This is a genomic window from Agrobacterium sp. GD03872 (assembly GCF_029840625.1).
Lineage (GTDB): Bacteria > Pseudomonadota > Alphaproteobacteria > Rhizobiales > Rhizobiaceae > Agrobacterium > Agrobacterium fabrum_A.
In genome coordinates this window covers 1-14,326 of sequence record NZ_JAOCCY010000017.1, presented here as the reverse complement: position 1 = coordinate 14,326, position 14,326 = coordinate 1, and the positions used below count along the sequence as shown (strand labels likewise).

Sequence of the window (14,326 nt, the reverse complement as noted above, 5' to 3'; positions counted from 1 at the left end):
GGAAGACCGTTCGATGCTGAGATTCCTGACGATACGCGTAGCATCCGCCATTCCGGTGCTGTTGATCCTGAGTGTGGTGACCTTCGCCATCATTCAGGCGCCGCCCGGCGATTATGCCGATTACATCCGCTCGCAGCTGATGAACCAGGGCGGCGCGTCTTTCGAACAGGCGGAAGCGCAGGCACAGGCCTACCGCATCGAACACGGCCTCGATAAGCCGCTCGTCATTCAATATTTCAACTGGATCGGCGGCATCGTCACCCGCGGCGATTTCGGCTACAGCTTCTATTACAACAAGCCGGTCGCCGATGTGGTTGGCGAACGCCTGCCGCGCACCATTGCGCTGGCGCTGGTCTGCCACATCTTTGCATCCGTTCTCGGCATCGCCTTCGGCATCTGGGCGGCCACACGGCAATATTCCTGGGTCGACAATCTTCTGTCGACCGTTGCCTTCCTCGGCATGACGATCCCACGTTTCCTTATGGCGCTGATCCTCGTCTATCTCATGGTGTTTCATTTCGACGTGTCTGAGATCGGCAGCTTCTTCTCGCCGCAATATGGCGGTGCGCCGTGGTCGTGGGGCAAATTCGTCGATCTCGTCAGCCATGTCTGGCCGGTGGTCGCCATCGCCGTCTTCGGTGGCCTCGCCTACAACATGAGGGTGATGCGCGGCAATCTGCTCGATACGCTGAATGCGCAATATGTAGAGACGGCGCGTGCCAAGGGGCTTTCGGAAGGTGCGGTCATCATGCGCCATGCGGTGCCGAACGCCGTGCATCCGCTCGTCATGTATCAGGGCGTCGTGTTGCCCTATATGCTGAGCGGCGAGATCGAAACCGCGATCATCTTCGCGCTGCCGACCGTCGGCCCGGCCATTGTCGGCTCCATGGCGGTGGGCGATGTCTATGTCACCGCAACCTTCATGATGGTGCTGGCCGCCACGCTGATCGCCGGCAACATCATCGCTGACATGCTGCTCGCCATGCTCGACCCGCGCGTTCGCGAATTCGGGAGGGCCTGAGATGATGGCGTTTGACGAGATGAAGACCGAAACCGCCGCCGCAAAACCCGACCGTTCTGCCCATGGCAATGAGAGCTATCTCGCACTTGTCTGGCGTCGTCTGAGGCGCTCGTTCACCGGTATGGTCGGACTGGTGCTGGTGGTCCTGCTGATCCTCATTGCCATCTTCGCGGATTTCTTCGCGCCGATGAATCCGCTCGAGACCCATGGCAGCTTCTCGCCGCCGCAGGTGGTGCGCTTCAGCGACAAGGACGGCAATGTAAGCCTTTTGCCACGCGTCTATGCCATCGCCGAGACCGAAGAGCTCGATCCGATCACTTTCCAGCCCATCGTCGGGCCGGACTATGATAATCCCGTCTATCTCGGCTTTTTCGTCAAAAGTGCGGAATACAGGCTTTTGGGTCTCATCCCGATGAGCCGGCATTTCTTCGGCTCGACGGACGGCCAGCCGGTGCATTTTCTCGGCACTGACAAGTTCGGACGCGACGTGCTGTCGCGCGCCATCTATGGCTCGCGCATCTCGCTTGCCATTGCCTTGAGCGTCGTTGCCATCGTCACCGTCATCGGCACCAGCGTGGGGCTGATATCAGGCTATTTCGGCGGGCCGCTGGATGCCTGGGTGCAGCGCTTCGTCGAAGTGGTGCTCGCTTTCCCGCAATTGCCGCTTTACCTCGCACTGACCTCGCTCATTCCGGTAACCGCACCCACTACCGTTTTCCTCGTCTTCGTCGTCGGCGTCATGTCGGCGCTCGGCTGGGCGCAGATGTCGCGAGAGGTGCGCGGCAAGACACTGGCGCTGGCACGCATCGATTATGTGCGGGCGGCGATCGCCGTCGGGGCCACGGACCGGCGCATCATCTTCCAGCACATCCTGCCGAATGTGATGAGCCATGTGATCGTCGCCGTCACCCTGCACATTCCGAGCGTCGTGCTGCTCGAATCCTTTCTCGGTTTCCTCGGCTTCGCGGTCAAGCCGCCGCTGATTTCCTGGGGGCTGATGCTGCAGGATACGGCGACCTATTCCGTCATCGGTTCCTATCCCTGGATTCTCGCACCTGTTGGTTTCGTGCTGGTCACGGTCTTCGCCTTCAACGCGTTGGGCGATGGCCTGCGCGATGCCGTCGATCCCTATTGAGAGGAGCGTAACATGGTTGCTGCTGCACAAAATAACACTTACGCGCCCGCCATCCGCTTCGATGCCGATGACCGAAACGACGACGCCATCATCGATGCGCGCAACATCGCCGTGACCTTCAGGGTGGAGCACGGCACGGTGGAAGCGGTGAAGGACATCTCCTTCCAGCTTTACCGGGGCGAGACGATTGCCATCGTTGGCGAATCCGGTTCGGGAAAATCCGTCACGGCCCGCACCATCATGGGGCTTTTGACGAAGCGGGCTTCCGTTTCGAAATCCGCGACCGTGCGTTTCAACGGCGACGACATTCTGAAGTTTTCGAGCCGCCAGCGGCGGGCGCTGCGCGGCAACCGCATCTCGATGATCTTTCAGGAGCCGATGAGTTCGTTGAATCCGATCTATACAATCGGCAGCCAGATCGTCGAGGCAATCCGTGTTCATTCGAAGCTCAGCCGGAAAGAGGCCGAGGCGAGGGCGCTCGATCTTCTGCGGCAGGTGCAGATACCGGAGCCGGAAGCGCGGCTGAAGCAATATCCGCATCAGCTTTCCGGCGGCCAGCGGCAGCGTGTGATGATCGCCATGGCGCTCTCCAACGATCCGGATGTGCTGATTGCCGACGAACCTACCACCGCGCTCGATGTGACGGTACAGGCGCAGATCCTCAACCTCATCCGCGATCTTCAGAAGAAGCGCGGCATGGCCGTGGTTCTCATCACCCATGACCTGACGATCGTGAAGCAGTTTTCCGATTACGTTTACGTCATGCAGCATGGCGAGATGCGCGAACACAACACCACGGAAAAGCTCTTCGAAGCGCCGCAGCACCCCTATACGAAAAAGCTGCTTGCTTCCGAACCGCATGGCACGGCAAAGCCGCTGCCGGAAAATTCCGGCGTTCTGCTGACGGCGAATGGCGTGCGTGTCTCTTTCATGATGCGTTACGGCGGCCTGTTCAAACCGGAGCTGAAGGAACTCATCGCCGTCGACAGTCTGGGCCTCACCCTCAATCGTCACGAGACGCTTGGGCTTGTCGGTGAATCCGGTTCCGGCAAGACGACGTTCGGCCAATCCCTGCTGCGGCTGAACGAGCCGGTGGCCGGGGAGGTGATCTTCGACGGGGAGAGGGTCGATGGCCGCTCCCGCGCGCAGATGCGGCCCCTGCGTTCACGTATGCAGATCGTCTTTCAGGATCCTTTCGCCTCGCTCAATCCACGCATGACCATCGGCCAGATCATCGAGGAAGGGCTTGTCATCAACGGCCTTGGCCGGACCAGGGCCGAGAGGCTGGACCGGGTGCGCGACGCGCTGGAGGCGGCCGGCATGCCCGGCAATATCCTCTCGCGTTTCCCGCACGAGTTTTCCGGCGGCCAGCGCCAGCGCATCGCCATTGCCCGCGCCGTGGCGCTGGAGCCGGAATTCATCCTGCTCGATGAGCCGACCTCGGCGCTCGACCTTTCCGTGCAGGCGCAGATCATCGATCTCCTGCGCAAGCTGCAGGACGAGCGGGGCCTGAGTTACCTGTTCATCTCGCACGACCTGAAAGTGGTCCGCGCGCTCTGCCACCGCGTCATCGTCATGCAGCGCGGCAGGATCGTCGAGCAGGGGGCCGTCGAGGACGTGCTGACCAATCCGAAAACCGAATATACCCAGCGGCTCGTCCGGGCCGCCTTCGAAATCGCTTGAATGCCAAATGCCGGAGGTAGAAATGGCAAGAGATCCCAAGATCACATTTATCGGCGCAGGTTCCACCGTGTTCATGAAGAACATCATCGGCGACGTGCTGCAGCGTCCGGCCCTTTCGGGCGCCACCATCGCACTGATGGACATCAACCGTGAAAGGCTGGAAGAAAGCGCCATCGTCGTCAACAAGCTGATTTCGACATTGGGGGCGAAGGCGAAGGCCGAGACCTATACGGACCAGAAAAAGGCCCTTGCCGGTGCGGATTTCGTCGTCGTGGCCTTCCAGATCGGCGGCTATGAGCCCTGCACGGTCACCGATTTCGAGGTGCCGCGCAAATATGGCCTGCGCCAGACCATTGCCGATACGCTCGGCGTCGGCGGCATCATGCGCGGCCTCCGCACCGTGCCGCATCTGTGGAAGATCTGCGAGGACATGCTGGCCGTCTGCCCCAACGCCATCATGCTGCAATATGTGAACCCCATGGCAATCAACACCTGGGCGATTGCCGAGAAATATCCGACGATCCGGCAGGTCGGCCTTTGCCATTCGGTTCAGGGAACGGCCATGGAGCTCGCCCACGATCTCGATATTCCCTATGAGGAAATCCGCTATCGTTCGGCCGGTATCAACCACATGGCGTTCTTCCTGGAGTTCGAGCACCGCCAGCCGGATGGCAGCTACAGGAACCTCTATCCCGACCTCGTGCGCGCCTATCGCGAAGGCCGGGCGCCAAAACCCGGCTGGAACCCGCGTTGCCCCAATAAGGTGCGTTACGAGATGTTGACGCGGCTCGGTTATTTCGTCACCGAAAGTTCCGAACATTTCGCCGAATATACGCCCTATTTCATCAAGGAAGGGCGCGAGGATTTGATCGAGAAATTCGGCATCCCGCTCGATGAATATCCCAAGCGCTGCATCGAGCAGATCGAGCGCTGGAAGGGGCAGGCGGCAGCCTATCGTTCGGCCGAGAAGATCGAGGTCAAACAGTCAAAGGAATACGCCTCTTCGATCATCAACTCGGTCTGGACCGGCGAACCCTCGGTGATTTACGGCAACCAGCGCAACAATGGCTGCATCACCTCGTTGCCATCCGATTGCGCGGCGGAAGTGCCCTGCCTGGTCGACCACAACGGCGTGCAGCCCACCTTCATCGGTGACTTGCCGCCGCAGCTGACCGCGCTGATGCGCACCAATATCAACGTTCAGGAACTGACGGTGCGGGCGCTGATGACCGAAAACCGCGAGCATATCTTCCATGCGGCGATGATGGACCCGCATACGGCAGCGGAACTCGACCTCGACCAGATCTGGTCGCTGGTGGATGATCTCCTCGTCGCACACCGCGACTGGTTGCCGGAGTGGACGCAGGCGGAGGTGAAGCGGGCGCGGGCGGTGTAAGGTCGGGCTCCGCCTTCGCGCAGTAGACTGAAAGCTACTGCGCAAACACACCTCTCTTCGGACTTCTCGCAGAGGCCCTAAACACCCTCCGTCGTCATCCTCGGGCTTGACCCGGGGATCCATCGTCGCGCTGGATCGTGGATCCTCGGGTCAAGCCCGAGGATGATGGCGAGTGTGGTGTTAGCAACCTCTGGGCAGTCGCGACGACAGCGGCAAAACGTTCGACGAGCGGAATTGCATCCTCCCGGCTTCCTGCGCGAAACATCCTTGGTTCATTTGACTTGTGTCAAGGCCTCGAAACACCTCGACGCCTAAACAGCCCGTGACTCGGCCCATTCCCTCAAACAGAAGAAATGCCGAGTACAAATTCTAAACGCGATGGTGGCTGGCTTCTTCGGTTTTTACGTATTACGGTTGAAACCTGAAGGGTTCATGGGGAAGACGGATGTCTAAAAAAGGCTTGCTCATTGGTCTGGTGGTTCTGGCTGTTGCCGTTGCCGCCTATTTTTTCTGGTCGAAGCTGACGGGGGAGGGACTTCCCGCCGGGTTCGTGGCCAGTAACGGCCGGATCGAGGCGGTGGAGATCGATATTTCCACGAAAACAGCGGGCCGCCTTCAGGATATCATGGTGCGCGAAGGGGATTTCGTGAAGGCCGGGCAGGTGCTGGCGCAGATGGACACGGCCCAGCTGGAAGCCAAGAAGCGCCAGGCGGAAGCACAGCTTCGCCGCGCAAAAATAGCGATCGATACCGCAAACAGCCTCGTTGCCCAGCGGGAGGCGGAAAAAACATCGGCTCTGGCCGTGGTGGAACAGCGCAAGGCGCAGCTCGATTCCGCCTCCAAGACCAATGCACGTTCGAAACAGCTGCTGACCGGCAACGCGGTGTCGCAGCAGATCGTCGACGACAGCGAAGCCGCCGAGCTATCCGCCCGCGCCACGCTTGCCTCGGCTGAGGCCTCGCTTGCCGCTTCCGATGCCGCCATCAACGCCGCCAAGGCGCAGATCGTCGACGCAGAAGCGGCGGTTGATGCAGCCCAGGCCGATATTGAGAGCATCGAGACTGACATCACCGATGCGACGCTGAAATCGCCGCGCGACGGCCGCGTGCAATATCGCATTGCCCAGCCCGGAGAGGTGCTTTCCGCCGGCGGCCGCGTTCTCAATCTCGTCGATCTCGGCGACGTCTACATGACGTTCTTCCTGCCGACGGCTGAGGCCGGCCGCACATCGATGGGCTCCGATGTGCGCCTGATACTGGATGCCGCACCACAATATACCATTCCGGCCAAGGTTTCCTTCGTCGCCGATGTCGCGCAATTCACCCCGAAAACGGTCGAGACCGAGGAAGAACGCCAGAAGCTGACCTTCCGGGTGCGGGCGCAGATCCCGCAGGAACTGCTGCAGAAATATATCCAATATGTCAAAACCGGGCTGCCCGGCATGGCCTATGTCCGGCTTGATCCGCAGGCCGCCTGGCCGGAAAACCTCGAACGCAATCTCGTCAAGTGATGGTGGCCGCCATGGTCGCGCCTCCCGCAACGAATGACAAGGATGCCCCGGTCGCGCGATTGACCGATGTGCGGCTGACCTTCGGCAGCACCATTGCGCTGTCCGATATTTCGGTAGAGATTCCCGCCGGGCGGATGATCGGGCTTATCGGGCCTGACGGTGTCGGCAAATCCAGCCTTCTGTCGCTCATCTCCGGCGCGCGCGCCATCCAGAAGGGCAAGGTGGAGGTTCTGGGCGGCGACATGTCCGATCCGCGCCACCGCGAGGATACCTGCCCGCGTATCGCCTACATGCCGCAGGGCCTTGGCAAGAACCTTTATCCCACCCTGTCCGTGTTCGAGAATATCGACTTTTTCGGGCGGCTGTTCGGGCAGGGCGGCAGGGAGCGGCAGGCGCGCATTGCCGAGCTGCTGAAAAGTACCGGCCTCGAGCCCTTCGCCGATCGTCCGGCAATGAAGCTTTCGGGCGGCATGAAGCAGAAGCTCGGGCTCTGCTGCGCGCTGATCCACGACCCGGACCTGCTCATTCTCGATGAGCCGACCACGGGTGTCGATCCGCTGTCGCGCCGGCAGTTCTGGGAACTGATCGATTCGATCCGGGCCGGGCGTTCGGGCATGAGCGTCATCGTCGCCACCGCCTATATGGAGGAAGCCGCCGGTTTCGACTGGCTGGTTGCCATGGATGGCGGAAAAATTCTGGCAACGGGATCGCCAGCCGAACTTCTGGAGCGCACCTCGGCTGCCAATCTCGATGCGGCCTTCATCGCGCTTCTTCCGGAAGAAAAGCGCAAGGGTTACCACGAGGTGCATATCGCGCCGCGCAAGGCGCGCGATGATGGTGACTATGCCATCGAGGCCTCGCATCTGAGCATGCGCTTCGGTGACTTTACCGCCGTCGACAATGTCAGCTTCAAGATTCCGCGCGGCGAGATTTTCGGCTTTCTCGGCTCGAACGGCTGCGGAAAATCCACGACCATGAAGATGCTGACCGGGCTTCTGGCCGCGAGCGAAGGCGAGGCGAAGCTCTTCGGGCACAAGGTGGATGCCAGCGACATGGCGATCCGCCACCGCGTCGGCTACATGAGCCAGGCCTTTTCGCTTTATTCCGAACTGACGGTGCGGCAGAACCTCGATCTTCACGCCCGCCTGTTCAAGCTGCCGGAAGAGAAAATTCAGCCGCGCATCGCCGAGATGGCGCGGCGTTTCGATCTCGGCGCTGTCATGGAAACGCTGCCTGATGACCTGCCGCTCGGCATCCGGCAAAGACTGTCGCTGGCGGTGGCGATGATCCATTCGCCTGACATTCTCATCCTCGACGAGCCGACGTCCGGTGTCGACCCGGTGGCGCGCGACGGCTTCTGGCAAATCCTTGCCGATCTCTCCCGCAACGATAATGTCACCATCTTCATCTCCACCCATTTTATGAACGAGGCGGAGCGCTGCGACCGGATTTCGCTGATGCATGCCGGCAAGGTGTTGATCAGCGATACGCCTGACGCGATTACCAAGAGCCGGAATGCGGCAACGCTGGAGGAGGCTTTCGTCGCATATCTGGAGGATGCTTCGGGTGTGAAAAAGGCGGAGCCTGCGGCAGCGCCCGCCGCGACAGCGGATGTGCCGGCGACGCAACATGCCGGTCCCACCCGCAAGAGGTTTTTCGATTTCAGGCGCATGTTCAGCTATACCCGCCGCGAGGCGCTGGAACTGCAGCGGGATCCCATTCGCGGCACGCTGGCGGTGCTTGGCAGCGTCATTCTGATGTTCGTGATCGGATACGGCATCAATCTGGATGTCGAGGACCTGACCTTCGCGGTGCTGGACCGCGACGATTCCACCATCAGCCGCGATTATGTGCTGGATATAGCCGGTTCCCGTTATTTCATCGAAAAGGAACCGATCCGCGACTATGCCGATATGGACCGGCGGATGCGTGACGGGGAACTGAGCCTTGCCATCGAAATTCCCCCCGGTTTCGGCCGCGACGTGTTGCGCGGCAAGACGGTGGAGGTGGGCGCCTGGATCGACGGCGCCATGCCGCAGCGGGCCGAGACGGTGCGCGGTTACGTGCAGGGCATGCACCAGACATGGCTTGCGAGGAAGGCGAGCGAAATCTACGGCAGTGCGGCGACGCAGAACAGCTTCAGCATCGAAACGCGCTATCGATACAACCCCGATGTCAAAAGCCTTGTCGCCATGGTGCCGGCGGTCATTCCGCTGCTGCTCATGCTTATTCCCGCCATGCTGGCGGCGCTCAGCGTCGTCCGGGAGAAAGAGCTCGGCTCCATTGTCAATCTTTACGTAACGCCAACCACCCGGCTGGAATTCCTTATCGGCAAGCAGCTGCCTTATGTCGCCCTCGGCATGCTCAATTTCCTGCTTCTGACGGCATTCGCCATCTTCATCTTCCGGGTGCCGTTTACGGGAAGTTATCTTGCTTACGCAACGGGAGCCTTGCTCTTCGTCATCATCGCCACCTCGATCGGCCTCGTCATGTCGTCCTTCATGAAGAGCCAGATCGCCGCGATCTTCGGCACGGCCCTGTTGACGCTCATTCCGGCGACGCAATATTCGGGCATGATCGATCCCGTCTCGTCACTGCAGGGTGCGGGCGCTTTCATCGGTAATATCTACCCCGCCACTTATTTCATGACGATTTCGCGCGGGACCTTTTCGAAGGGGCTGGATTTCGCCGGCCTTTCCGGCTCTTTCCTGCCGCTCATCATCGCCATTCCGCTGTTGCTCATCGCCGGCGCCGCTCTCTTGAGGAAACAGGCGTCATGAGGTTGTTTTCGTCCAACATCTTCCAGCTGGGCATCAAGGAACTGCGTGGGCTTGCGCGTGACGGCATGCTGCTGCTGCTGATCGTCTACGCCTTCACGCTGCAGATCTATACCGGCTCCAGCGCGCTGCCGGAGACGCTGAACAATGCCGCCATCGCGATTGTCGATGAGGATCAGTCGCCGCTGTCGGGCCGCATCAGCACGGCGTTTTATCCGCCTTATTTTGCGCCGCCGAAGCAGATTTCGATTGCTGAAATGGACAAGCGCATGGATGCGGGGCTCGATACTTTCGCGCTCAATATTCCGCCGGATTTCCAGCGCCGCCTGATGGCCGGGCAGCAGCCGGCCATTCAACTCAACATCGACGCCACCCGCATGAGTCAGGCTTTCAGCGGCGGCGGATATGTCCAGACCATCGTGACCAGCGAAATCCAGGAATATATGAACCGCTATCGTGGTGCGACCTCGGTGCCGGTGGACCTGACGCTGCGCTCCCGTTTCAACCCGGAACTGGACAAGTCGTGGTTCGGATCGATCAACAACATCATCACCGCCATCACCATGCTGTCCATCGTGCTGACGGGGGCGGCGCTCATTCGCGAGCGGGAGCATGGCACGGTCGAACATCTGCTGGTCATGCCGGTGACGCCGCTGGAAATCATGCTGAGCAAGGTCTGGTCCATGGGCCTCGTGGTGCTGGTGGCCTCGGCATTTTCGCTGTTCGGCGTCGTCAGGGGGCTGCTCGCCATTCCGATCGAAGGCTCGCTCTCGCTTTTCCTGCTTGGGACCGCCCTGCAACTCTTTGCCATGACCTCGATGGGCATATTTCTGGCGACGGTCGCCGGTTCCATGCCGCAGTTCGGCATGCTGCTGATCCTGTTTCTATTGCCGCTGCAGGTGCTCTCCGGCGCCATGACGCCGCGTGAGAGCATGCCTGACATCATCCAGTATCTCATGCTTCTCGCACCCAACACCCATTTTGTCATTCTGGCCCAATCGGTGCTTTTCCGCGGGGCGGGGCTGGATGTCGTCTGGCCGCAATTGCTGGCCCTTTTGGCCATCGGCAGCGCGCTTTTCGTTTTTGCGCTTCGCCGTTTCAGGCGGTTCCTGCGCTGAACCCGGGAAAAATGCCTGTTTTCCGGCCAATTCGACCGTGTTGAATTTATTGTGTTCGGTAACGGTATGTTCGCCTTCGGGGAATATGCCTATGAGGACGGCTGGGTAAAGCAGGCTTTGTTCAGGAGTAGCAGAATGAATATTGCAGCACGTCTGTCGCTGGCGGCCATGATAGCACTGGCCGCGACATCATCTTTCGCGTCGGAGGATATGACTTCGGAGACGAGCGAAGCGATATTCGGCTTTGCCGGTGCTATGACGAAGGAAGACATGCTGAAAAGCGCGGCTCTCATTCCGGTGGAATATGAGAGGAACGCCATTATTGGTGGCGGTTACCAGTTTTATCCCTACAGCATCGGCAATGTGAAACTGGGCGGCGAAATCGGCATTGCCGCCAGATTTGGCAAGGGGTTCACCGGTGAGGTCTGGGCGGGGCCGGTTGCGCGCTACGAGCAGATCAAGCTCGGAGAACGGCTGTTCGTCACGCCAAGCTTCACGGCAGGCCTGAGCCTCGTGAACGATGCGCAGCGAGGCCGTGAGCGCGAACAGGAAATCAAGGATGATGGCAACGCCAATGTCCTGTTTTATCTGGGGCCTGAGATCAACGTTTCCTTCAGCGAGGATTCCTCGACGGAATTCTTCTGGCGTCTTCACCACCGTTCCGGTGGCGGTAGGACGCTGGGCAATATGAAGGGCGCGACAAACGCCAACGTCTTTGGCGTCCGCTACAAATTCTGAGGCGGCAGGGGCGGTCAAGTGCCCGGCGAACCGTCTGAATTTCAGTCACGTTTCTATTCTTCCGCAAACCGCCATGGGGAACCCTTGCGTCTGGCGCATGGGTGGATTGCCTTATTCTGCCTGTTCATTGGGCATGAGAAAGCGCATATAGAGCGCATCAAAGGACGCCGGAACGAAAACGTTGCTGACGTCACCTTAAACCTCAGAAAGGGTCATGTCATGAACGTAGCACGCAGCTTCAACAATTGGCGCAAATATCGTCAGACGATCAACGAACTGGGCCGCATGAGCACCCGTGAACTGCACGATCTCGGTATCGATCGCAGCCAGATCACCAGCGTTGCCCGCGCCGCAATCGGCAAATAATCAAGACGGTACAGCCGCTTCTGAATGTCCAAACGCCCGCTTCGCGGGCGTTTTTGTTTTTTGGAAGCCTCTCCTCCGTCATCCTCGGGCTTGACCCGAGGATCCATTGCTTTCAACGGGGTATGGATCCTCGGGTCAAGCCCGAGGATGACGTTGAGTGTATGCAAAGCGGTGTCATTCCCCAGGCGTCGCTCTATGGGCGTTTTTGTTTTTGGTGATGTCGAAAGCTCCTGCCGGTCATATTCGTCGTGGAGATTGACTCCAGATACTCCACGTCATTCTCAGCCTTGTGCCGAGAATCTATCCTCATCGCGTAAAATCAATCGGTTGCAGATGCTCGGGGCGGACCCCTGGAAGAAGGGCGTGAACCAATCACTGGGCATTTTGGATAATGAATAGCGCTATGCGATTTATGCATGTCTGTGCTGCAAGCTTGTGCCTGTCAAATGCGCAGAAAAATGCTATCTTCCGATCATCGAAACGGATGTACCTCCTCCCACATCCTTTCGATAATGCGGGTGATCCTACTCCTCGTCCCAAAGGATTGCCCCGGGGACAGCGGTTTTCCTCCTCCCATATCGCTGTTCATCTTTTCAAAAAGCCTGCCGCACCTCCTCCCGCGGCAGGCTTTTTTGTTTTCGGACCCTTCTCTTCGTCTCCCGGAAATATCTCAGTCGAAAGCCATCATGCCGATGGGCGTTACGGCATGGGTGCCGGCGCGCCTGGCAAGGGCGTAAACGAGGCACTGTTCCACGGCGTCCTGTGGCACGGGCTTGGCGATCACACCGGCGCCGATGCCGAGATTGACGACGACTTCGGGGTTTGCCGTCATGAAGATAACCACCACACCATGGTCTTCCGAAAGTCGCCGCCCGATTTCGGGTCCGGTTGGGCCGTCGGCGAGATTGACGTCGACAAAGGCGATATCGGCGCGGCTGCCGAGCGCCACGGCCTGTTCCAGCCGGTTGGCGATGCCGATGACGCTGGCCTCTTCTTCCGCCTGCAAAATGGAATCCTCGATATCCATGGCGATGAGGAACTCGTCTTCCACGATCAGCACACGCGGCTGTTCCGTGCGGAAACCCGGTTCGCTTTGCAAGACGTCTGCCAACATATGCCTGCCTCCATTCCATGCGCCTCAGCGCGGTCGGCAAGCAAACACCTGTCGGCGTAACTCGTTCCAAAGTGAGATAAACATAGTGAATGGAGTGTAAACGGCGTGCCTTTTCGGCTATCACCTCTAGGAAGCGAAGCAGTTGATTCGGTTCGGTTTTCATCCGGGGAAGGGGTCGGAGAACGTCGCCGTGGAGCATCTCTCGCCCCCTGGAACGCCGGTCTTTCGCCATTATGGGGCGATAGGCCGGCATGAAAATTCAAAGCGTTACAGCCTCTTTCCCTGTCGGGGATGAAGCGTTGGAGCCTTGCCGATCATTCGCGTGCCGCGGTTAAAAAACGGCGCCGGACCCTATGAGTTTAGAAAGAGAATAACACGATGACCCAGTCTCCGCGCGCCACCATTGCCCGCAACACGCCCAATATCGCCGTCGTCGGCGTCGGTGGCGGTGGCGGCAACGCGATCAACAACATGATTGCCGAGGGCATAGGCGGCGTGGATTTCATTGCCGCCAATACGGATGCGCAGGCGCTGAAGAAGACCAATGCGCCGCGGCTCGTGCAGCTCAGCTCCGAGCTGACCGGCGGGCTTGGAGCGGGCGCCGATCCGGAGGTGGGCCGGCAGGCGGCGATCGATTCCCTCGACGAGATCATGGATCACCTGAGCGGTTATGACATGTGCTTCATCACCGCCGGCATGGGCGGCGGCACCGGCACGGGCGCTGCCCCGGTGATTGCGGAAGCCTGCCGGGCGAAGAACATCCTCACCGTCGGTGTCGTCACGCTGCCTTTCAGCTTCGAGGGCGCACGCCGTATGCGGGCTGCCGAATATGGTTTCGCCAACCTGCTCAACACGGCCGACACCGTCATCGTCATTCCCAACCAGAACCTGCTGCGCATTGCCGATGCCGGCACCACCTTCGAAAATGCGTTGAAGACGGCCGACAAGGTCCTGTCGCTTGGCGTGCGCTGCATCACCGATCTCATCCTGCGCGAAGGCCTCGTCAATCTCGATTTCGCCGATGTGCGCTATGTCATGAAGAATGGCGGCCGGGCGCTGATGGGCACGGCGCAGGCCAAGGGTGAAAAACGAGCCTCGGAAGCGGCGGCGGCGGCCATCGCCAACCCGCTGCTCGGCGAGCCGTCGTTGAAAGAAGCGCGGGGCGCGCTGGTCTCCATTTCCGGCGGCAACGATCTGACGCTTTACGAGATCGACGAAGCGATGACGCTGGTGCGTGAGGCGGTCAGTGAGGAGACGGACGTGGTGATGGGCGCTTCCTTCGATCCGACGCTGGACGGCGCTTTCAAGATTTCCGTCGTGGCCACCGGCCTGCGCAACTGAGGGCGTACGACGGCGAGGCGGGGCTATTGGGTCAGCATGACGGTGCAGCTCGTTTCTTCTCCCCGCCGGGGAGAAGGTGGCCCGAAGGGTCGGATGAGGGGGCAAGCTCTCGGTTTATCTCTACCGA

11 protein-coding genes are annotated in these 14,326 nt (G+C 59.9%); 10 read left to right on the top strand and 1 reads right to left on the bottom strand.

Going from position 1 to position 14,326, the window contains the following annotated elements; translation table 11 throughout:
- Positions 1–13: 13 nt before the first annotated feature.
- From N5D22_RS23095 to N5D22_RS23055, 9 genes are all read left to right on the top strand, one after another.
- Positions 14–1,021: an ABC transporter permease gene (locus N5D22_RS23095; RefSeq protein WP_279658178.1), complete on the top strand. Its 1,008-nt coding sequence runs from the start codon at positions 14–16 to the stop codon at positions 1,019–1,021.
- Position 1,022: 1 nt separating this feature from the next.
- The gene (locus N5D22_RS23090) at positions 1,023–2,156 is read left to right on the top strand and encodes an ABC transporter permease (protein ID WP_279658177.1); all 1,134 of its coding nucleotides are present in this window, start codon (positions 1,023–1,025) and stop codon (positions 2,154–2,156) included.
- A gap of 12 nt (positions 2,157–2,168) precedes the next feature.
- Positions 2,169–3,839: an ABC transporter ATP-binding protein gene (locus tag N5D22_RS23085; RefSeq protein ID WP_279658176.1), complete on the top strand. Its 1,671-nt coding sequence runs from the start codon at positions 2,169–2,171 to the stop codon at positions 3,837–3,839.
- 22 nt (positions 3,840–3,861) lie between these two features.
- Positions 3,862–5,235, top strand: a complete 1,374-nt coding sequence (locus N5D22_RS23080; protein ID WP_279658175.1) for an alpha-glucosidase/alpha-galactosidase — start codon at positions 3,862–3,864, stop codon at positions 5,233–5,235.
- Between the two features lie 445 nt (positions 5,236–5,680).
- Positions 5,681–6,745: an HlyD family efflux transporter periplasmic adaptor subunit gene (locus tag N5D22_RS23075; protein WP_279658174.1), complete on the top strand. Its 1,065-nt coding sequence runs from the start codon at positions 5,681–5,683 to the stop codon at positions 6,743–6,745.
- 11 nt (positions 6,746–6,756) lie between these two features.
- Positions 6,757–9,525: a ribosome-associated ATPase/putative transporter RbbA gene (rbbA, locus tag N5D22_RS23070; RefSeq protein WP_279658173.1), complete on the top strand. Its 2,769-nt coding sequence runs from the start codon at positions 6,757–6,759 to the stop codon at positions 9,523–9,525.
- Positions 9,522–10,640 carry an ABC transporter permease gene (locus N5D22_RS23065; RefSeq protein ID WP_279658172.1) on the top strand — a complete coding sequence of 373 codons (1,119 nt, stop codon included), beginning with the start codon at positions 9,522–9,524 and terminating at the stop codon, positions 10,638–10,640. The genes rbbA and N5D22_RS23065 overlap by 4 nt, the downstream gene beginning before the upstream one ends.
- A 135-nt stretch (positions 10,641–10,775) precedes the next feature.
- On the top strand, positions 10,776–11,378 hold the full coding sequence (locus N5D22_RS23060) for a hypothetical protein (protein ID WP_279658171.1): 603 nt from the start codon (positions 10,776–10,778) through the stop codon (positions 11,376–11,378).
- A gap of 219 nt (positions 11,379–11,597) precedes the next feature.
- The gene (locus N5D22_RS23055; protein ID WP_065116857.1) at positions 11,598–11,744 is read left to right on the top strand and encodes a DUF1127 domain-containing protein; all 147 of its coding nucleotides are present in this window, start codon (positions 11,598–11,600) and stop codon (positions 11,742–11,744) included.
- Positions 11,745–12,414: 670 nt separating this feature from the next.
- On the opposite strand, the gene N5D22_RS23050 is transcribed toward N5D22_RS23055, so the two are convergent.
- A complete protein-coding gene (locus N5D22_RS23050) occupies positions 12,415–12,858 on the bottom strand; it encodes a response regulator (RefSeq protein ID WP_279658170.1) in 444 nt (147 codons plus the stop codon).
- Between the two features lie 378 nt (positions 12,859–13,236).
- Between N5D22_RS23050 and ftsZ the strand changes: the two genes are divergently transcribed.
- Positions 13,237–14,199 carry a cell division protein FtsZ gene (ftsZ, locus tag N5D22_RS23045; protein ID WP_003521714.1) on the top strand — a complete coding sequence of 321 codons (963 nt, stop codon included), beginning with the start codon at positions 13,237–13,239 and terminating at the stop codon, positions 14,197–14,199.
- Positions 14,200–14,326: the final 127 nt, after the last annotated feature.